Here is a 19,502-nt window from a genome sequence, read left to right as displayed (position 1 = left end):
ACAAAAAATCACTCAAATTTCATTATAGCAGAATAGGTACTACGCATTCACAACCAATTCACGTAAATCTTTCTTCATGATTTTACCAAGCTTGTTTTTTGGCAGCTCCTGTGTGAAATGAATGGAGGGCACTTTGTAATCTGCCAAACGTTCCTGGCAATAGTTCACCACATCTTCTTCGCAAAAATCGACGGAATCGTCTTTTACGATATACGCACTTGGCACTTCACCATATAATTCGTCCGGTACCCCAATAACAGCTGATTCAATCACACCTGGAATTTGATCAATGACTTCTTCTACTTGGTCAGGATAGATATTATCCCCGCCGTAAAGAATCACATCTTTGTATCTACCTGTGATGAAAAGAAAACCGTCTTCATCTAAATATCCTGCATCTCCCATATGGAACCAGCCATCTTTGAGTACCTTCTCTGTAGCGTCAGGCTGATGATAGTAGCCTAAGAAATAAAATGGGCTTCTCATGACGACTTCACCAATTTCTCCAGCTGGCAATGTCTCGTCTGTCTCAGGGTGCACGATTTTCACTTCTACATCTGGATCCACTTTACCCGCAGAGCCCATTTTATCCTCGCCCATCGCTGGATGCCACGCACTCACAACCCATGCTTCCGTACTTCCATAGCCATGCATCATCTGAATGCCTACTTCTTTGTAATCTTTAATTAAGCGTACCGGCACCTTCGTACCGCCAGAAATTGCAATTTCAAAAGATGAGAGATCGTACGAACCGCGTTTCATTTCTTCTAGCATGTACGTGTAAGCTGATGGGAAAGCCATCATGAACGTAATTCTTTCTTTCTCAATCGTTTCTAAAATGCGTTTCGGTGTAGCATCATGTAAAAAGACAAGTGTATACCCTTCAATCGCGGCTGCAATCAGGTGATTAATTGAACTCATATGATACAACGGATGACTCGCCAAATATCGTTTTCCTTTCAGATCGAATCCTCGATTCCCACGTCTTGTTAAAAATTGATAGATTCGCCCATGTCCGACCATACATCCTTTTGGATTGCCTGTTGTTCCAGAGGTGAATAAAATCATCGCTAGATCCTCTTCTGATACCTCTACAGCAAGGTTACTGCCATCATTTGATGCCAAAATGTCTTCAAACAGCTGTGTTGTTTTCGCATTGACACCGGATTCCACCATCAGGCAATCTTCTAAAGATACATTCACTGCCGCAATGATGTCACGGAATTCACGGTCAAAAAATAAAGCCTTTGGTTCTGCTTTTTTCAAAATACCTTCCAACTCAAAGGAAGTAAGCTGCCAGCTAAGCGGAACTGCGACTGCACCTGCTTTGATGGCTGCCAGCATAATCGTTGAAAAGTGGTGATGGTTTTGGCAAATAAAGCAAACACGGTCCCCTTTTCGAATCCCCTTTTGATTCAGGTAGTGAGCAAGCTGGTCAATGCGCTTTGCATATTCTTCAAATGTATAAGACACACCCCCGCCAGTTACCGCTTCAATTTGTGAAGAGCGTTCCATTCTGTCGTTAAGTAATGCCTGTAATGTATTCAATATCTTCATCTCCAAACGTTTGATTTACAATAGCCAATTTCCAGTGAATGGGTTGGCAGATTTTATCTCATTCACATTCTAAAATAAAACCAGCTGAAAGTAAAATCATTTCATTTTGGAATTGTTCTTTATATTAATTGATAATACAGGTAATTTTATAGCCGTTTTCCATTTTGGTTTAAATGATGATAACTATTATGATAAGATAGACCTAGTAATTGATCGGGAAATGCAAATGCAATAGGAAAAGAGGTATGGAGAATGCAACATTTCGAGCTAGAGGCAAGTTTATTAGACCATGCGCTGACAAAGTATTTAAAAGCGACGAAACAAATAGATGAAGAGAACATCCCGAAAAACGTCACGAATGTGAAAGGGTTTATTTTACGCATCATTTATCGTCATCAATCATGTACTGTGAAAAATATTCTACAGGAAGTTTCATTATCTCCCTCTGCAACAACAACCGCTCTCAATCACTTAGAAGATGAAGGGCTCATTATCCGCTCTCGAAATAATAATGACCGTCGTACTGTATGGATTGAACTCTCTGAATCTGGTGAACAAATTGCAAAACAAATGATCGACAACCGCCAATTGCTTGTCAATCAGCTGTTCAACCACCTTTCAGAAGAAGATAAAAAAACATTTTTTGAATTAATTGAAAAAATGATGGACGAGCATACATTAAAGGCTTAGGGAAAAACCTAAGCCTTCTTTTTTATGGCTTTAAAATGACCTTTATACAATCATCCTTCTTATCATTAAATATATGATACGCATGAGCGGCATCATCTAACGGCAATTGATGTGTGATGATCGCTCTAGGATCAATTTCACCAGTTGTCACTTTTTGATAGAGCTTTGACATGTAGCCTCTCGCCGGAGCCTGTCCCATTTTCAGGGTGACGTTTCTTGCGAAAAAGGCGCCTAATGGGAACATGTTGTATAGGCCACCGTACACACCCGTCATCTGCACCGTTCCACATTTGCGGACGGCTTTTGTGGCAATTTGAATGGGTCCGATTGTTCCACCTTGCAGTTTGAGCTTCTGCTCAATTTTTTCAAGCGGTGACTTCTTCCCGTCCATTCCCACACAGTCGATTACAACATCGGCTCCGCCCTTGGTCAGCTCCTTTAACGTTTCTCCCATGTCGGGATCTTCTGTAAAATCAAATACTTCTACACCGCTCATCCGTTTTGCATGTCGCAGACGGTAATCAATGTAATCGACCGCAATCACACGTTCTGCCCCTTTTTGCCATGCAAATTGCTGCGCCATTAGCCCAACAGGTCCACAGCCTAACACAATGACCGTATCACCTTTTTTCACACCAGCATGCTCAACACTCCAGTAGGCAGTTGGAAGAACATCCGATAAGAACAACAATTGTTCATCCTCCAGCTCACAATCATCGGGGATCTTAAACGGGGTGTAATTGCCAAAAGGCACGCGTAAATATTCTGCCTGTCCTCCAGGATAGTTGCCATATTTCTCACTATATCCAAAAAGTCCACCCGAATCGTAGTGCGGGTTTGAGTTGTCGCATTGGCTTTCTAAGTGGTGATGACAATATTGGCATTGCCCACATGCAACGGTAAATGGAATAACGACACGGTCTCCCTTTTTTACTGCCGTAACATCCGGGCCAACTTCCTCCACAATCCCCATTGGCTCATGCCCAATCACATAGCCGATTGGAAGCGGGAAATTCCCCTGATACAAATGTAAATCAGATCCACAAATGGCTGTTGATGTTATTCGGATGATCACATCTTCCCGATCTTGAATCGATGGCGCATCTACTTTCTTCACTGCGATGCTATTTTTCCCTTGGTACGTAACAGCTCTCACATGCATTTCCTCCTTTAACGAAATCATCTGTACATAGCTTCACCTTAAATGGATGGTTCATGCATCAGATCAGGAATCCTTGAAAAACAAAAAAGCCCGTCGATCGGTTCGACAGGCGTTTATTCAATCATGTGTAACGCGTTACATATTTATCCTTTTTCAATAAAGACCAAATCATATTGAGAAGAAGTCTCTCGATCGATCATCAAGTTCCCTTCTTGAATAAAATAAGGACATATACTCGGGCTTTGCGCTTCTTCAAACTGCTCATACAACTGCTCAATCTTTCCTGGGAGCAGCAAAAGTAAAAATTTATTAGAATGAGACACGAATTCATAAGAGTGAACCGTATCCGGCGGTATATAGGCAAAGTCACCCGGCATCAGGCATATATCCTCTCCGTTCAACTGAAGATTCATTTTTCCCTCAACGCAATAGAGTGCTTCTGTATGTACTTGATGATAATGCGGGGGAAAATACTTTCCCTTCGCGCCTTCAATTACAAAATGAGTGAACCCGCCTCCAGTTGTTTCTGTTGTTGCGATCAGCTCATGTAGCTGACCATCCACAATATATTGCTTCCCTTCACCAGCCTCTAATACGTAAGGCTGCACCGCCTGAGGGAGCTGACTATGAAATAAAACGGAGGGCTTAGTTGTATTGGACAGCTGCCGGATACCATGCATCAATATGAGATCGCTTTCTTTTTCAGCTTGTTCAAAGCTGTCTGCATCGAAAGCAAGATCGATCATCGGCCATTCGTTCCGCTGAAGCTTTTTCCCAATTTGCTGATAGACATCTGTCATCTTTCCGCCCAACGTATATGAAATAAATCTTGTTTTGTGACTATGCATTCTGTAGCCATGGATTGTTTTGGGCGGGATATGAATATAATCGAAGGCTGTGACCATATATTTTTTACCGTCCAAGATCACCTCAAGCTTTCCTTCCAGCACAAATATGGTTTCAAATAAGTGCTCATGACAGTGAAGTGGAAAATAAGCTCCTTTCCCACCTGTGATTAAGACAAGCTCAAACAGCTGATTCGTTTGATTTGCTTCTGCCAGCACATGAACAAGCTGATTTTCCAGCCCATACAGTTTCCCTGAACCAGACACGGTATAAAAAGAGGTACCTTCGGATTGCTTGATCGATTGCGGTTGCTCCGACATCCCATCACTCCTCATGACGAATTGACTATCTTTATTATATAGACCAATTGATATAATAGATAGACAATATGCGAGAGATTTTACTCATCTCGCATAAATAAGTGTCTAAGGTAACATTTCACATGTTCTAACGGGGTCGTTTGTTTGAGTGCTGTGGTCATCGATAGACCCCCAATCACCATTGAATGAAGGAGAGAAGCCAACTCATCCGCTTTGTTTTCTTCATATCCGCTGTTCATGAGCTTTTCTTTCACAAGCTTTTGCCAGCGGATCATCTCTTGTTTACATGCAGTATGAAGCTGCGTATGTTCTGGCTTGGATTCTGCCGCCAGTAAGACAATCGGAATCCCTCTTTCATTTTCCTGCTCCGTAAATCCTCGGATGATGTTTGTCATAAAACGCTCGATGGCGAGATAAGGATCGTCCGAATAGGCAAAGCTTTCTTCAATTCGATTGATGACCTTTTGACTAATATATTCAACGGCTGCTATGGCTAGCTCTTCTTTTCCGTTTGGAAAATAATAATAAAGAGATCCTTTAGGCGTGCCGCTCTCTCTAATGATTTGATTCAATCCTGTCGCATGATACCCCTGTTTGCGCAAAAGAAGTGCGGCCGTTTGAATAATTCTATCCTTCGTACTCACGTGTGACACTCCTTTCCCTCCATAGACAAATGTCGTTTCAACGTATAAGTTGATTGGTTCCTTTCCAAATCGAGGATGTTTCCATTTCTGCTGCAAGTCGAAGCAGCCAATCCTCTTTCCCCTTAGGTGCTGTGACCTGTACACCCAAGGGCATGCCCGCCTCAGTAAGATGAACAGGGACGCTCATAGAAGGCTGACCCGTTAAGTTGGCAAGCTGTGTAAATGGTGTGTAGGTCAAACTCTTTAAGAACATGTCATAAATGAGATCCTGCTGCGCTTGCATTGAGAGAGATGACACACGTAAAAGTTGAGTAATTTCTTCTTTCGAATGCATCAACTCACCAACCTTAGGAGCTGAATAGGCAGTCGCTGGTGTCACAAAGAGATCATAGGTTTGATGAAATGACGCCATTTGTGCAGCCGCCATATCCCATGCATCAAGGCTTTCTGTGTAAGCAGCAGCGGTTACGTTCTTGCCAGCCTCCGCCAACACCCAAGCCACGATGTCTGTTTCTTCTGGATTGACTGGACGTCCTAATGAACGATTCAAGGACATGAAAAGTGCAGACATTTCTCCGCTGTTCATGACATAGTATTGCTGCATCAGATGAATCCCATCGATTGCCGGTTTGGCTTCTTCTACTTGGTGCCCTTGATCACTCAGCCATTTCACTGTTTGCTGCACCGCCTGCTTCGCTTCCTCGCTGACCTTCGTACCTACTGGAGATTCTACACTGTAAGCAATTCGCATAGAAGATGTCCGTTTCACTAGATCTTCCTGATAGCTGCCGGCGTATAATGGCGTTTGGAAAGCCGCTTCAGGCTGAATGACTTGAAGCAGATCCAGAAGGGCTGCACTGTCCCTCACTGTTTTTGTAAGTGTAAAGTCAATGGATGCCCCTTGCCACTGCCTTCCTGCACCTGGTCCTACCGGCGTTCTTCCTCTTGTTGGCTTGAGACCGAACAACCCTGTAAAGGATGCTGGAATCCGGATGGACCCCCCACCATCACTCGCTCCACCAGCAGGTACGATGCCGCTTGCAACTGCTGCTGCCGTCCCGCCACTTGAACCGCCAGGGGAATAGTCAGGATGCCAAGGGTTTCTCGTTGGACCATGTAAAGCAGGTTCTGTGACATTCCTTAATCCGAATTCTGGTGTGTTTGTATGACCCACCATAAGAAATCCAGCCTGCTTCAATCGCTGGACAAAATGGGAGTCCGTTTTTGCCTTTACATCCTTTAACAAAGCAGCACCAGCTGTCAGCGGTTCATTTTCCAGTCCTTGCGATATATTTTTCAGTACAAATGGAACACCCACAAACGGCTGATCCGTATGTAACGTCTTCATTTCTTTTACTACTTGATCTTGTCTTGTCTGAGTCAACGCATTTAGTTCAGGATTGACCTCATTCAATCTAGCAAATGCAGCTTGTACAAGCTCGTCTGGCGTTACCTGCTTATTCCGTACAAGTGCTGCCAAGCCTGTCGCATCGTACGTCATATACTCTTTTACGTTCATCAGCATATCCTACTTTCTCTTATTATGATCTCTCTATTGTCTACTAGTTTTATATGAATTTCAATTTCAGGTTACTTGTAAAAAAACTTTCTGACAAACATTATGATTCTTCTAACCATCCTTCTCATTTCTCCGATATAATAGAGAAAAAAAGACGGAGGTCATCGTATGCAAGGGGCTATCGCCTTGAAAAAGAAAATCGTCGTAGTCATCGCGTTTCTTCTTGCGTTGTCAACTGCTTCGCCTTACCATTCGCAGGCAGCTGCACCGCCAAAAGAAACAGATGTCATCATCGTCTATAAAAACCAAAAAGGAAAGCAAACAGCTATTGAAGAAAGTGAAAAAGTGAACGCACAGTACATACATCTTCCCGCTGTCGCTGTGACAGCAGATGAACAAGCGGTCACGTCACTCAAACAAGATCCCAACATCGCGTATGTCTCAAAAAACATAAAGGTCAAACTCGCTTCTTCTACGATGAAGCAAACCGCTGCCGCTACTGGTCAGAATTTTTTGGTTCAACAATCTTACAACCTGCAAAAGCTGAATGTAAAGCAAGCGATAAAAGAAGGCGTGACAGGGAAAAATGTGAAGGTAGCCGTTTTGGATACTGGTATTTCTCCACATGAGGATTTAAAAATATCCGGCGGTAAATCATTCGTGAACTACACATCTTCCTATAAAGATGATGAAGGACACGGCACACATGTCGCAGGAACGATTGGTGCCCTCAATAACGATTACGGCACAGTAGGCGTCGCTTCTGGCGCGAAGCTGTATGCTGTGAAAGTGTTAGATAAAAAGGGAGAAGGCGACTTGTACAGCCTGCTCCGAGGAATCGATTGGGCCATTAGCAACAAGATGGATATTATGAATTTAAGCCTAAGTTTTGAAGACAATATCCCCATCTTGCAATCAGCAGTGGATGCAGCATACAAAAAAGGACTGCTTGTGGTCGCTGCAAGCGGGAATGATGGGAAGAAGAATTTTATTAGCTACCCTGCCGCTTACAATAGTGTCATTGCCGTTTCTGCAACGAATGAAAAGGATAAGCTCGTTTCTCTCTCAAATACAGGGAAAGGCATTGAATTTTCTGCCCCAGGAGAGAAAGTCATTAGCACTTATTTAAAGAATGAATATTGGTATGCAACAGGTACATCGCAAGCTGCACCTCATGTCACAGGCATGCTGGCACTGTTGAAACAGCTTCATCCGAAGAAAACAAATGTACAGCTTCGCACTTTATTGCGCAGCTATACAGTGGATCTTGGCGCAAAAGGAAAGGATCCACAATTCGGCTATGGCCGCGTGCAATATATTCCCCAGTCTAGCTTTTTGAAGACTGCGACTAGCGCTGTCAAAACAGCCGAAACGTCTAAAAAGCAGGCAGATGTCAATCAAGCCAAAACGAGAATTGGCCGACTCACTGCAAGTAAACAAAAAACAGCACTCACCGAACGGGTGAAAAAGGTACAAGGAACCATTGATATCCGCTCCGCACGTGCAAAGGTTCAAACAGCCGAAAAAAGCAAAACACAAGGTGCCATTAAAAGCGCCCAAACGGCTATCAAAAAGCTAAACAAAGGCAAAGAAAAAACAAGCCTGCAAAACCGGCTCGACAAAGTTAAAAAACAGTTGGCCTATCAAAAGAAAGTAACAGACGCCAAACAAAAGGTGAAAAAAGCAGAAGCCAAACGAACAAAGAAAACAAAAGCAGCAGCGCAAACCGCTGTGAAACAGCTAAAAGCTTCTAAAACGAAAACAAGTTTACAAAAACGATTGAACCGGATTAAGGTGTAACAGAAAAAAACGATTCCTCGCTTTAAAGGAATCGTTTTTTTATTTCAACAGCGGCACAAACAAGCTGTGATGATATTTCCCATCGGCATCTGCCCTCACTTGATCCAGTATGCTTTCTAACGAAGCCATCACAGCCTCTAATGCTCGGCGCACCGAACCTTGTTCAAAATCCGCTAAACTCTCTGGCAGCTCATCTTCATCCAATACAAAAAAATCACCATTTGGAAGAACGAGAAGATCAACAATGAGGTCTTCAAACATGACCAGCTGGCCATTGAACCATGTATGCCCCACCATATTAAAATAAGAACCTAGTTCCTCCCCTTGATCATCTCTCCAGAAATACATATTGTAAGGACGATCCTTCCAATAGTAGGCGGTCGTATAGCTTCCTTTTGGAATCGTCAGCGTATCATCATCTGCACTCATCGTAAACGTCTCTTCAATTTTGTGAAAAAGCACCATTTTCTGTCCCTGTGCGTCTAACAGCTGACACGTATGTTCCACAACCTTCTGATCGTATTTGATTTTTCTCTCGATTACTTCATTCCACCGATCCACATGTAGCGAAATCAACATGTCACAACTCCCTCTTGCATCTAGTTTCTCTCTTTCCAGTATACACCGTTTTTTTATGAAAAAATAAAGGGTTGCTGCATTCACATATGGAAGACCTATGATGAGGTGAAATAAATGAACGGAATCACGATTCTTGAAAACCTGACACAGCTTGGACAAATCATCCTCATTTTTTGCGGCTATGCCCTATATAGGCAGCTGGTGAAAACGAAGAGAGAACGAAAGCTTCTCCTTATGAACGCATGTTAAAGTTCTTTGTAATGTTCGGTTTAATCTCATGGGGAGTATCCTATTGGGCGCTTGTACTGTGGGCGTAAATTGAAAAAGGAAGAGCTGTCCATTGAGGACATGCTCTTCCTTTTATTATGAGTGATGTGATGAACGTGCCGGCTGTTCTTTCTGGATGACATATTGATAGCTCTTGACATGCGTCCCATTTTGATTCACAAATTCTTTATCTAGTGCACGCTCAAAGCCCATTCTTTCATAAAGGCGAATGGCAGCCTGCATTTTATCAGATGTATGAAGGTACAGGACATTTTCGCCCCATGATTGCGTGAGTTCAATGCTTTTACGTAACAATGACTCTGCGATTCCTTTTCCTCTGACATCGGGATCTACCCCTAAAAACCGGACGATGGCTGATGTAATGCCCATTTCGGGTTTGTCATACGCTTGCTCTGATGATCGGAACATTTGAAGTGTCCCCACGACCTGACCTTCAAGCTCCGCCACAAGCATCAGTTCCATGTTGGGATTATCTACAGCTGCTGCAAGCGCAGCAGAATAATTTTGCCAGCCTTCCTCTGTAAATTGAGGCTCATACTGCGAATAGGATTTGATGAGTACGATTCTAATAGCCTTATGGTCTTCTTTGACTGCTTGACGAATGATCAGCTCTTGCTGCTCCATGTCAGCACCTCCTGCTCTCTATTGCTAGATATACGTATCATGCAAATACTGCATGTCGATGACCTTGTTCTTTTCTCTACTCATTCAATGTAAAGAGTCTGATTCGAAAGATCAATTATTTTGCACGAAATCATCTTTGAAAATTTCCATTGAAAAGGAACGCTTGATTCATTATGCTGTTTTGAGGAAGTATACGAGGAGTGTAATGTCATATGAGTTCTTTATCTTATCCCCAAGAATCGAAAAAAAACCGATTTCTCCTTGCCGCATTGCTTGGTTCTTTAACAGCCCTTGCACCGCTTGCAATGGATATGTATTTACCTGCATTGCCTCATATTGCGCGCGATTTTGAAGCAAGCACTGCTTTGTCCCAATTAAGTCTGATGGCTTGTCTTATTGGACTGGCGCTTGGACAACTGATTGCAGGCCCTATTAGTGATACGATCGGTAGAAGAAAGCCGCTGATGATCGGCTTAATCATTTTTATCGCTGCATCTCTTTTATGTACAGTGGTTTCGTCGATTTGGATGTTCATCCTCTTAAGACTGATTCAAGGACTCGCTGGTTCAGCAGGCATTGTCATTGCACGAGCCATTGTGCGTGATCATTATGAAGGATCAGAAATGACGAAATTCTTTGCACTGCTCATGTTGGTCAACGGGGTTGCTCCTGCAGCGGCACCTATCGTGGGCGGACAGATGTTACGCTTTACCACATGGCAGGGTGTGTTTGTTCTTTTAGGAATTCTCGGAGCCTTGATGCTGCTGAGATCCATTTTTTCACTTCAAGAAAGCTTACCTGCGGAGCGCAGACAGACAGGAGGCTTTCAACAGATTGTAAGTGCCATGAAAATTTTAGCGAGTGATCGTCTCTTTGTTGGGTATGCCCTCTCGCAAGGTCTTGTATTCGCAGCGATGTTTGCTTATATTTCTGGCTCACCGTTTGTGCTTCAGGAACTTTTTCACCTATCTCCACAAGGATTCAGTGCTGCCTTTGCGGTGAACAGTCTTGGGATCATCACAGCTGGACAAGTATTTGCCCGCGTCGCTGCGAAAATTGGCGAAGAGAAGGTTCTTCGCATTGGATTGCTGATAGCTGCTTTAGGCGGCGTCACCTTATTTTTGATGATCTCCATTGATGCAGGGTTGTATGGCATCCTTATTCCGCTCTTTTTCGTGGTCTCAAGCGTTGGAATTGTTGGCACCTCTGCCCCGTCTCTTGCGATGCAGCATCACGGCGCACATGCAGGAAGTGCAGCCGCACTCATCGGAGTGGCACAAATGCTGCTAGGCGCCTGCGTGACACCTCTTGTCGGATTAGCCGGAAGCCAAACAGCCTTTCCAATGGGCCTGATTATTATGCTTTGTGAACTAGGTGCACTTTGCTGTTATTTCTTCTTTGTAGTTCGAGCGAAAAAAAGACCCGCATAAGCGGGTCTCAGATTGTTGACAAAGGGCTAAAATGAACTTGATTTTAGCCCTTTGTCTTCTTTTTAGCGTGATAGAAAACCTTTGCAGCCCTAGGAAGGTCGAGTACTGGCGCGGAGCGAATTTGTCATTCGTGAGCACCAGCACGCAGGACTGACAAGAATGCGAGGGGTTGTTTACACGCTAAGACCCGCATAAGCGGGTCTCAGACCGTAGACAAACCCCACCTTTACTTCAAGTAAAAGTGGGGTTTTTACATTTTTTTGATAAAAACTCATGTTTTTTACGCTGGACATGGTCCTTTCCATGTCCAGTTTGCTAGCTTTTTGAGATTCATGGCAGCGAAAGTAAGCATCGCCTGCTTTGAAACTTTTTTGAGTCCACGAAGTTTCGTCCAACGCATACCATGCTTTTCTTTTGCATCCGCAAAAACGCGTTCTATTGTTTCTTTCCGTTTTGCATAGATGTCTTTATTCATTTGTGTCAGTCTCAGATGGTCTGCTTCATCTAGGTAATCCTGCCAAATATGCCGATGAATTTGTTTGGTGTGGTTTTGACTTTGGGTACAGTTATCTAAAAACGAGCAGGACTTACATACTTCTGAATCGGACGCATATTGCTTATAGCCTTCTCTAGTCGTTGTACGATAAGAGAGAATTTGCCCGTTGGGGCAAATGTAACAATCAAAATATGCATCATATACGTATTCATTCTTTTTCAAATAACCAGCTTTTGTTCTTGGACGAGTGTAGGGCATGACAGGTCTTATCTCTTGATCCATTAAGAACTTAGCGATGTAAGGTGTTTTATATCCCGCATCTACTGCGACTACATTTGGTTTTCCGACTTTCTCTGTCACCTTTGATACGAGTGAATCCAACATACGACTATCATGAACATTTCCGCCTGTGACCAGCGAACCTAAAATAAATCCTTTTGAATCACAAGCTGTATGAAAAGAATAAGCAAATGACTTTTCACGTTCACCCTTTACATAATAGCCACTCTCTGGGTCAGTTGTACTGACCTTCATTTCTTTTTTCTTCTCTTTATTCTGTAGGGGTAACGGCTTTTTTCCATGTTCCTCACGATCAACATTGATCTCCTCATGAAGCTGATTTTGATAACTTCTCGTCTCTACCCGAACGATTTTCTTTTCAAGTTTTTTCTTATTGGCATTTGCTTTGACATGAGTGGAATCAATAAAGGCAATAGACGGGTCAACGAACCCTTTTTTCATCGCTTCTCTTAAGATTCGGTAAAAAATTTGTTCAAATAAATCTGTATCGTGGAAGCGTCTCACGTAGTTTTTACCGAAGGTAGAAAAGTGCGGAATTTTCTCCGAAAACCCATATCCAATAAACCAACGATAAGCCACGTTGGTTTCAATTTCTTTAATGGTTTGACGCATAGAACGAATACCAAATAGATATTGGATTAAGACCATCTTAATGAGAACAACAGGATCAACACTTGGTCTACCATTATTAGAACTATAATGATCTTTGACAAGATCATAAATGAAATCGAAATCGATTGCTTGTTCAATTTTCCGCACAAGATGATCTTGAGGCACTAATTCATCTAAAGCCACTACTTCTAATTGATTTCTTCTTTCTTCTTCACGTTTCGATAACATGTTTATCCCCCACAGATTATTGTTATTACCCTTATTATACAAAAAAGCTTGTAGACTTTGTCTACAAGCTGAGACCCGCATAAGCGGGTCTTTCATTTATGGCTTGCTCCAATTGATCGTGCGGAACACATTGTTCTGGTCATTATTGTCATATGCATCTAGATCAAAGCCTGATATTCCAAAACCAATTGTCATGACAATTCCTCCGGCAACGGTGAAGATGATCCCCCATTTGATGCATTGTTTTTTTAAATCATTCACGTTCATACTCTCACAACCTTCTTTTTAAACATTCCCATGAATGCCTTAGTGGTTTGAAAAGTCATTTGAACAAATAGCTTTGTCAAATACACCGTAGCCATGCCGCATAATAATCCAACACCTAATAGAAAAATACCAACGCCAATTTGCGTCACCACCACATGCAAACCGTCCTGAAAGATAAACGGAGAACCAATGATGCTCCAAAAACCGCCGAGAAGACCAACTAGCGTCATTGTACCTGTCACGAGTGGGATGCACCAAATTACAATATACATAGAAAGAATTAGCAGGAAAACTGCGGCCAGAATACTACCCCATAATGGAAAGCCTAAGATGAGGATGGAGAGCCTTGTGGCTTTTTCTCCAAACGTGGGCACCTGAACGGTTTTAATTCCTTGTTCCTTCAAAATCCCTTCAGCAATCATCGCAGGCTGGCCCACTTGATGAACTGCCTCTTGTTCACTGTAGCCATCTTCCTGATAATCCTCGATCATTTCATCGTAATACTCGATGAACCGATCACTTTCTTTTTCGCCTAGACGATGCAGGTGCTTCTCTAGGCTAGCTAAAAATTCCTTTTTATTCATTGCCCTGTCCTCCAGAAATAAAGTCGTAAATCGCCATCACTTGATCCCATTCCGCTAAAAACTGCGCCATATGCTCACGGCCGCTTTGTGTCATCCGGTAGTATTTTCTTAATCGACTATTATGTTCCTGGGAATAGGTCTCCACATAATTGTTTTGCTCTAACCGCTTTAATATCGGATATAATGTCGATTCTGAAATCTCAATACAATGGGACATATCTTTAATCATTTGATAACCATAGGAATCGCCTTTCTTTAATACCGCCAGTACACAGAATTCCAGTAAACCTTTTTTTAATTGTGCATTCATGATTACAACTCCTAACCATTTATACTATACATTACATAGTATCATGTGACAAGAGGTATAAATATAAAAAAAAGAACCTTTTGAGGTCCTTTCGCTTTTATATATTCACAAATCCTTCTCCGAACACATCACGCACGTCATGGACAACAACGAATGCGTCTCGATCAATTTTCTTAATGATTTTCTTTAGACGCATAAGCTCCTGCTTTTGAATGACTGCATAGAGAATTTCCTTCGATTCCTTTGAATAATGACCGCGTCCGTTTAAAATCGTCACGCCTCGATCCAAGGTGTGATTGATTTCTTCGGCAATATCATCTTTGCATGAAGATATGATCGTCACTGCCTTTTTCGTGTTAAGTCCTTCTATCACGAAGTCCATCACCTTTGTTGCCACGTACAGCATGACAATCGTGAACATTAATTTTTCCGCACCAATAATAAAGTAGGAAGCAAATACGACGATCAGATCAAAGAACAAGATGGCGTAGCTCACGTTCCAGTCTAAATACTTGTTGGCAATTCTTCCAAGTATGGCAGAGCCCGCCGTAGTACCGCCTGCTCTTAGCACAAGACCAATCCCAATTCCAATGATGATTCCCGCGAAAATGGCTCCAATGATCAATTCGTGAACATTCACGACCCATGTTGTGGTCAGGTGTAAGAATAGGGAGTTACTTGCGACCGCAACCACAGTATAAATCGTCGTCTTCTTGTCCAAATATTTATACCCTACAAGCAGCAGAATGGCATTAAACACTAGGTTCGTCAGCCATGGTGCAATTTCAAACAAATAATAGAAAATGATGGACAGCCCCGTTACACCGCCTTCACCAAATTCAAGCGGAATGACAAACATGTTCACTGCGGCGGCAAATAAAAAAGAACCAATTAGAATCATTGCGATATCTTTTACACATTTTTTCAATTTCTTCTTTCCTCCTTTTTTAAGCATATAAAAAACCCTCTTTCTACACGAAAGAAGACAGTCGTTGAACAAAATAAAAATCAAAAGACAGCGCCTTTTGATGAAGCTTTCTGAAATGAACCTTTCCATAATATATATCTCTTTTTAGAGGCTGTCAATGACTTGGTTTTCTATTATTTTGACTGCATGTTTATGCATGAAAACCCGTATGTTTTCAGGGTTTTTCAGCGGTCATATGCTTTTTCCTCTCCTTGACAAAAACACTTTAGTCATTTAAACTACTGCCTCATATCATATCCATCATTTCCGACTAAAAAGGAGGGTGTTTCATTCGATGAATCCTATTCAAAGCCGTTTACAGGCTCACGCACCTTTAATTTTAGACGGTGCACTTGCAACAGAGCTTGAACGAAAGGGCTGCAATTTAAACGACAGTTTGTGGTCAGCTAAAATACTGATTGAACAGCCAGAATTGATTCAGCAAGTACACTTGGATTACTTCCAAGCCGGAGCTGACTGTGCCACAACAGCGAGCTACCAAACGACGATTGATGGTTTCGCTGAAAAAGGCTATTCAAAAGAAGAAGCCATTGAACTAATGAAACGATCCGTCACTTTAGCAAAAGAGGCACGCGATCTTTTTTGGCAGGATGAAGCCATTCGTAATGGGCGGACAAAACCATTTGTCGCAGGATCTGTAGGGCCATTCGGCGCTTATTTGTCTGATGGTTCAGAATATAAAGGAAATTACGGACTCACAGAGCAGGCACTCATTGATTTTCATAGACCAAGGATTCAGGCATTAGTAGAGGCCGGTGCAGATATTCTTGCGTGTGAAACGATTCCTTGTCTCATTGAAGCAACAGCCATCGCAAAGCTATTGCAAGATGAATTCAGTGGTGTCTCTGCTTGGATTACATTCAGCGCGAAGGACGACCTTCATATTAGTGAAGGAGATTTGCTCAGAGAATGTGTACAAGCACTGGAACCTTATGAACAGATCGCTGCTGTTGGCGTTAACTGTACGCCGCCGCAATATATCTCTTCTCTCATTCAAGAGATGAAAAAGGGGACAAGCAAGCCGATTGTCGTATATCCAAACTCTGGGGAATTATATGATCCTGAAGAAAAGGTATGGAGCGGGGATACGCCTCAGCATACATTCGGTGAATGTGCGCATCAATGGTATCAAGACGGCGCGCATATCATCGGCGGCTGCTGCCGGACGACGCCAGAAGATATCACGGACATCTTAAAACTTACCACATCATAACACCATGATTCATCACACATACTTCTAAGCAAAAGGGCGGGAAGACATGGAACAAGAACAAGATCAGTCACAACAATATCAACGAAAAATGACGAGCCGCCACCTGTTCATGCTTTCTCTAGGCGGCGTCATTGGCACAGGGCTCTTTTTAAGCTCTGGGTATACCATCAATCAAGCAGGACCCGCAGGAACGATCCTTGCCTATCTTGTCGGGGCATTAATTGTGTACCTCGTGATGCTCTGTTTAGGCGAGTTGTCTGTTGCCATGCCGGTTACAGGGGCATTTCATACGTATGCAACAAAGTACATTGGACCCGGCACAGGCTACACAGTTGCTTGGCTGTACTGGCTGACATGGACAGTCGCACTCGGGTCGGAATTTACAGCGGCAGGGCTTTTAATGCAGCGCTGGTTCCCAGACACATCGGTTTGGATGTGGAGCGGCGTCTTCGCTCTTCTTATCTTTTTACTCAATGCGTTTACAGTTAAGTTTTTTGCAGAATCAGAGTTTTGGTTTTCCAGCATTAAAGTAATGGCTATTATTCTCTTTATTATTCTTGGCGGAGCTGCGATGTTTGGCTTGATTCCATTAAAAGGCGGTGAAGCCGCTCCGTTCTTTTCTAACTTCACTGGGGAAGGTGGTCTTTTCCCAAACGGCTTTTTACCAATTTTAATGACGATGCTGGCCGTCAATTTCGCTTTTTCAGGTACGGAGTTAATTGGAATTGCTGCGGGTGAAAGCGTCAATCCTGACGAGACCATTCCTAGAGCGATCCGCACAACCGTACTGCGTCTTGTTTTGTTTTTCGTTGGAACAATCGTGGTGTTAGCTGGCTTGATCCCAGTAGAAGAAGCTGGAGTGATCAAAAGTCCATTTGTTGTGGTGTTTGATCGCATTGGGATTCCATATGCCGCAGATTTCATGAATTTTGTCATTTTGACAGCGATCTTATCTGCCGCAAACTCTGGACTATATGCGTCATCCCGTATGCTCTGGTCACTTTCTGAGGAACGGACACTGCCTAAAAAATTGGCGAAGCTGACATCAAAAGGAATTCCTTTAAATGCACTGATTTTAAGTATGATTGGCGGGATTCTTTCTTTGTTATCAAGTGTCATCGCACCAGAAACGGTTTACCTTGTCCTTGTTTCGATCTCAGGACTTGCCGTTGTGATCGTGTGGATGGGGATTGCTGCCTCACAATTTATGTTTCGGAAACGTTTTTTACAGGAAGGCGGAAAGCTTCATGATCTTTCCTTTCGAACCCCGCTCTATCCAGTGGTTCCGATTGCTGCCTTCTTCCTGTGTCTTGCCTCTGTGATCGGCATTGCCTTTGATCCAAATCAGCGGATTGCCCTTATCTGCGGCATTCCTTTCATTGCGCTCTGCTATGCTGCCTATTATGTAACAGCTTGGATTCAGAAAAAACGTGAAGAACCTGGTGTATAACGCCAGGTTTTTTCTATGAAAATAGTCTTACAAAAAAGGATATCACTAGTAAAAGAAGCACACTTTGGTATATGATAGGAATCTATGATTTTCAGGATGAACCAAGGGAGTTGTCACTATTATGGAAATGACTATTACAAGAGCATTAAGTGAACTGAAAATGTTAGATAAAAGAATCAACCGAACCGTTGATGAAGCCGTAATTGGTGGATTGATGATCGGGAAACATATACAGCACGGGTTTCAACATCAAGAAGAAATCGAAAAGAAAGCGAAGGCTGATGACCAATCGATTCAAGCATTAATCAAGCGCAGGAATGCCATCAAATCAGCCATCGTTGTGTCGAATGCGACCACAACGATTGATGTGGCGGGTGTCAGCATGACAGTGGCGGAAGCGATTGAACGGAAGACATCGATAGAATATGATATTCGCTATTTACGGAAATTGAAAAAGGTGTACACAGAGCTAGTAGATAAAGCAGAACAAACCAATGCAGATGTGAAGAAGAGGCTCGACCAGCATTTAGAAACCTTGTTTGGAAAAGATGGAAAAACACAAGCGGCTGCCAACCAAGAGATCGTCAAGTCGTTTCTCGCTGAAAATGAGGCAACGATCATCGATCCGCTTCATCTTCGAGTGAAGATTGAAAAGCTCTCGACCGAAATTGAGGATTTTCAAATGGAAGTTGATTTTTCCTTGTCAGAAAGCAATACGCTGACGAAAATACAGGTCGATTAATCAATTTTGTTAGTGAGCCGAAAATCGATAGAACTAAACACCTCCGAGGGAAAGGTTATTCCCTCCTCATCTGATCATCTCTGGATGATCCTTGATAAAAGCTCAAAGCTGAAAGTTCAAGGATCAACGTTCAAGTGTGAAAGTTCTTATCCATCAAAACTCAGAATTAAAAGTTAAACGCTCGATCAAATCTGGGAGTAACGGCTCATGAGTGTTTGTTTATCGACTCTTTCGGTTGCCGCCCAGCAGGTTTGCTAACAAAAAGAAAAGGATGTCACTTGATGACATCCTTTTTTCTATGAAATAAACGACAAGGCTTCAGCCAGGTCGTCTCTCCCAGCAGATTAGTAACGTGATGTATATGCCAAATGGTACACACTTGTGACATTTGAAGAAAGCTTGATGTCGTTTGAAGTGAATGTCACTGGAACGACATCGTAGTAATGTGTAGACCAGCCTGCATTATTGTATGATTGGTAGCCTGCACCGGCAGGAACTTGAAACGTCAGTGAAAATTGTCCGTTCCCGTCTGTTGTGCCTGTTGCTGTTTGAGCATATGATTTGATCGCTGCTTCAAAATAAAGCTGGATCGGCTGATTGGGCATGAGATTTCCACTTGCATCTTTTAGCGTTCCTTTAAACGTAGCTGGATAATAAGAACCCACGCGATATTTACTGCCATAGCCGTAATTCACTAAACCACTATCGGCTGCTGTGACACTTGTTACTTGAACGGATGCTGGTACTGCTCCTGTTTCCTCTGCATGTGCAAATGTTGGGAATACGAGAAGCAAAGATAGAAAGAAAGCAAACATGATTTTTTTCATCGATAAATCCTCCTTTTTTTTCCTAC

General features: G+C 42.7%; 20 protein-coding genes. 7 read left to right on the top strand and 13 right to left on the bottom strand.

Annotation, left to right across the window (positions count from 1 at the left end):
* Positions 1–39: 39 nt before the first annotated feature.
* Complete coding sequence (locus MKX52_RS01535; RefSeq protein WP_119124359.1) at positions 40–1,548, bottom strand: AMP-binding protein; 1,509 nt, start codon at positions 1,546–1,548, stop codon at positions 40–42.
* A gap of 261 nt (positions 1,549–1,809) precedes the next feature.
* Here MKX52_RS01535 and MKX52_RS01530 point away from each other — a divergent pair, with 261 nt between their 5' ends.
* Positions 1,810–2,247: a MarR family transcriptional regulator gene (locus MKX52_RS01530; RefSeq protein ID WP_012008812.1), complete on the top strand. Its 438-nt coding sequence runs from the start codon at positions 1,810–1,812 to the stop codon at positions 2,245–2,247.
* 22 nt (positions 2,248–2,269) lie between these two features.
* Here the strand turns inward: MKX52_RS01530 and MKX52_RS01525 are convergent, their stop codons facing one another.
* The 4 genes from MKX52_RS01525 to MKX52_RS01510 all read right to left on the bottom strand — a co-directional run bounded on the left by MKX52_RS01525 (position 2,270) and on the right by MKX52_RS01510 (position 6,738).
* Positions 2,270–3,403, bottom strand: a complete 1,134-nt coding sequence (locus MKX52_RS01525) for a zinc-dependent alcohol dehydrogenase (protein ID WP_058015216.1) — start codon at positions 3,401–3,403, stop codon at positions 2,270–2,272.
* A gap of 149 nt (positions 3,404–3,552) precedes the next feature.
* On the bottom strand, positions 3,553–4,575 hold the full coding sequence (locus tag MKX52_RS01520) for a quercetin 2,3-dioxygenase (RefSeq protein WP_251184016.1): 1,023 nt from the start codon (positions 4,573–4,575) through the stop codon (positions 3,553–3,555).
* 80 nt (positions 4,576–4,655) lie between these two features.
* Positions 4,656–5,219 carry a TetR/AcrR family transcriptional regulator gene (locus MKX52_RS01515; RefSeq protein WP_144504170.1) on the bottom strand — a complete coding sequence of 188 codons (564 nt, stop codon included), beginning with the start codon at positions 5,217–5,219 and terminating at the stop codon, positions 4,656–4,658.
* A 37-nt stretch (positions 5,220–5,256) separates the two neighbouring features.
* Positions 5,257–6,738: an amidase gene (locus MKX52_RS01510; protein WP_342491328.1), complete on the bottom strand. Its 1,482-nt coding sequence runs from the start codon at positions 6,736–6,738 to the stop codon at positions 5,257–5,259.
* Between the two features lie 186 nt (positions 6,739–6,924).
* Here MKX52_RS01510 and MKX52_RS01505 point away from each other — a divergent pair, with 186 nt between their 5' ends.
* Positions 6,925–8,538 carry a S8 family serine peptidase gene (locus MKX52_RS01505; protein WP_342491327.1) on the top strand — a complete coding sequence of 538 codons (1,614 nt, stop codon included), beginning with the start codon at positions 6,925–6,927 and terminating at the stop codon, positions 8,536–8,538.
* A 39-nt stretch (positions 8,539–8,577) separates the two neighbouring features.
* Here the strand turns inward: MKX52_RS01505 and MKX52_RS01500 are convergent, their stop codons facing one another.
* The gene (locus MKX52_RS01500) at positions 8,578–9,117 is read right to left on the bottom strand and encodes a DUF402 domain-containing protein (protein WP_186304906.1); all 540 of its coding nucleotides are present in this window, start codon (positions 9,115–9,117) and stop codon (positions 8,578–8,580) included.
* 114 nt (positions 9,118–9,231) lie between these two features.
* On the opposite strand from MKX52_RS01500, the gene MKX52_RS01495 reads away from it, so the two are divergent.
* Positions 9,232–9,366 carry a hypothetical protein gene (locus tag MKX52_RS01495; protein ID WP_342491326.1) on the top strand — a complete coding sequence of 45 codons (135 nt, stop codon included), beginning with the start codon at positions 9,232–9,234 and terminating at the stop codon, positions 9,364–9,366.
* A gap of 114 nt (positions 9,367–9,480) precedes the next feature.
* Here MKX52_RS01495 and MKX52_RS01490 read toward each other — a convergent pair whose 3' ends face one another.
* Complete coding sequence (locus MKX52_RS01490) at positions 9,481–10,029, bottom strand: GNAT family N-acetyltransferase (RefSeq protein ID WP_342491325.1); 549 nt, start codon at positions 10,027–10,029, stop codon at positions 9,481–9,483.
* Between the two features lie 212 nt (positions 10,030–10,241).
* On the opposite strand from MKX52_RS01490, the gene MKX52_RS01485 reads away from it, so the two are divergent.
* Positions 10,242–11,459, top strand: a complete 1,218-nt coding sequence (locus tag MKX52_RS01485; protein ID WP_342491324.1) for a multidrug effflux MFS transporter — start codon at positions 10,242–10,244, stop codon at positions 11,457–11,459.
* Between the two features lie 280 nt (positions 11,460–11,739).
* Here the strand turns inward: MKX52_RS01485 and MKX52_RS01480 are convergent, their stop codons facing one another.
* The 5 genes from MKX52_RS01480 to MKX52_RS01460 all read right to left on the bottom strand — a co-directional run bounded on the left by MKX52_RS01480 (position 11,740) and on the right by MKX52_RS01460 (position 15,184).
* Positions 11,740–13,095 carry an IS1182 family transposase gene (locus tag MKX52_RS01480; protein ID WP_342491323.1) on the bottom strand — a complete coding sequence of 452 codons (1,356 nt, stop codon included), beginning with the start codon at positions 13,093–13,095 and terminating at the stop codon, positions 11,740–11,742.
* Positions 13,096–13,191: 96 nt separating this feature from the next.
* Positions 13,192–13,362, bottom strand: coding sequence for a hypothetical protein (locus MKX52_RS01475; protein WP_186303706.1), 171 nt, complete (start codon positions 13,360–13,362; stop codon positions 13,192–13,194).
* On the bottom strand, positions 13,359–13,946 hold the full coding sequence (locus tag MKX52_RS01470) for a DUF1700 domain-containing protein (RefSeq protein ID WP_144500214.1): 588 nt from the start codon (positions 13,944–13,946) through the stop codon (positions 13,359–13,361). The genes MKX52_RS01475 and MKX52_RS01470 overlap by 4 nt, the downstream gene beginning before the upstream one ends.
* Complete coding sequence (locus MKX52_RS01465; protein ID WP_012008800.1) at positions 13,939–14,256, bottom strand: PadR family transcriptional regulator; 318 nt, start codon at positions 14,254–14,256, stop codon at positions 13,939–13,941. Before MKX52_RS01465 ends, MKX52_RS01470 begins: the two co-directional genes overlap by 8 nt.
* Before the next feature lie 97 nt (positions 14,257–14,353).
* Positions 14,354–15,184 carry a YitT family protein gene (locus MKX52_RS01460; protein ID WP_034320763.1) on the bottom strand — a complete coding sequence of 277 codons (831 nt, stop codon included), beginning with the start codon at positions 15,182–15,184 and terminating at the stop codon, positions 14,354–14,356.
* Between the two features lie 334 nt (positions 15,185–15,518).
* On the opposite strand from MKX52_RS01460, the gene mmuM reads away from it, so the two are divergent.
* The 3 genes from mmuM (at position 15,519) to MKX52_RS01445 (ending at position 18,649) form a co-directional block, all read left to right on the top strand.
* Complete coding sequence (mmuM, locus tag MKX52_RS01455; protein ID WP_342491322.1) at positions 15,519–16,457, top strand: homocysteine S-methyltransferase; 939 nt, start codon at positions 15,519–15,521, stop codon at positions 16,455–16,457.
* A 46-nt stretch (positions 16,458–16,503) separates the two neighbouring features.
* On the top strand, positions 16,504–17,907 hold the full coding sequence (gene mmuP / locus MKX52_RS01450) for an S-methylmethionine permease (RefSeq protein ID WP_342491321.1): 1,404 nt from the start codon (positions 16,504–16,506) through the stop codon (positions 17,905–17,907).
* Positions 17,908–18,028: 121 nt separating this feature from the next.
* Positions 18,029–18,649 (top strand): hypothetical protein, encoded by a 621-nt coding sequence (locus MKX52_RS01445; protein ID WP_342491320.1) that lies wholly within the window; start codon positions 18,029–18,031, stop codon positions 18,647–18,649.
* A 344-nt stretch (positions 18,650–18,993) separates the two neighbouring features.
* Here MKX52_RS01445 and MKX52_RS01440 read toward each other — a convergent pair whose 3' ends face one another.
* The gene (locus MKX52_RS01440) at positions 18,994–19,476 is read right to left on the bottom strand and encodes an Ig-like domain-containing protein (protein ID WP_144468912.1); all 483 of its coding nucleotides are present in this window, start codon (positions 19,474–19,476) and stop codon (positions 18,994–18,996) included.
* Positions 19,477–19,502: the final 26 nt, after the last annotated feature.

Source organism: Bacillus sp. FSL R5-0422 (assembly GCF_038610765.1).
GTDB classification, from domain to species: Bacteria; Bacillota; Bacilli; order Bacillales; family Bacillaceae; genus Bacillus; species Bacillus pumilus_O.
The sequence above is the reverse complement of the archived record's forward strand: the minus strand, read 5'-3'. Positions and strand labels throughout refer to the sequence as shown.

Coding starts and splice junctions, on each gene's coding strand:
- MKX52_RS01530 (WP_012008812.1), top strand. CDS start 1,810: ATGCAACATTTCGAGCTAGAGGCAAGTTTATTAGACCATGCGCTGACA.
- MKX52_RS01520 (WP_251184016.1), bottom strand. CDS start 4,575: ATGTCGGAGCAACCGCAATCGATCAAGCAATCCGAAGGTACCTCTTTT.
- MKX52_RS01510 (WP_342491328.1), bottom strand. CDS start 6,738: ATGAACGTAAAAGAGTATATGACGTACGATGCGACAGGCTTGGCAGCA.
- MKX52_RS01500 (WP_186304906.1), bottom strand. CDS start 9,117: ATGTTGATTTCGCTACATGTGGATCGGTGGAATGAAGTAATCGAGAGA.
- MKX52_RS01495 (WP_342491326.1), top strand. CDS start 9,232: ATGAACGGAATCACGATTCTTGAAAACCTGACACAGCTTGGACAAATC.
- MKX52_RS01490 (WP_342491325.1), bottom strand. CDS start 10,029: ATGGAGCAGCAAGAGCTGATCATTCGTCAAGCAGTCAAAGAAGACCAT.
- MKX52_RS01485 (WP_342491324.1), top strand. CDS start 10,242: ATGAGTTCTTTATCTTATCCCCAAGAATCGAAAAAAAACCGATTTCTC.
- MKX52_RS01480 (WP_342491323.1), bottom strand. CDS start 13,095: ATGTTATCGAAACGTGAAGAAGAAAGAAGAAATCAATTAGAAGTAGTG.
- MKX52_RS01475 (WP_186303706.1), bottom strand. CDS start 13,362: ATGAACGTGAATGATTTAAAAAAACAATGCATCAAATGGGGGATCATC.
- MKX52_RS01470 (WP_144500214.1), bottom strand. CDS start 13,946: ATGAATAAAAAGGAATTTTTAGCTAGCCTAGAGAAGCACCTGCATCGT.
- MKX52_RS01465 (WP_012008800.1), bottom strand. CDS start 14,256: ATGAATGCACAATTAAAAAAAGGTTTACTGGAATTCTGTGTACTGGCG.
- mmuM (WP_342491322.1), top strand. CDS start 15,519: ATGAATCCTATTCAAAGCCGTTTACAGGCTCACGCACCTTTAATTTTA.
- mmuP (WP_342491321.1), top strand. CDS start 16,504: ATGGAACAAGAACAAGATCAGTCACAACAATATCAACGAAAAATGACG.
- MKX52_RS01445 (WP_342491320.1), top strand. CDS start 18,029: ATGGAAATGACTATTACAAGAGCATTAAGTGAACTGAAAATGTTAGAT.
- MKX52_RS01440 (WP_144468912.1), bottom strand. CDS start 19,476: ATGAAAAAAATCATGTTTGCTTTCTTTCTATCTTTGCTTCTCGTATTC.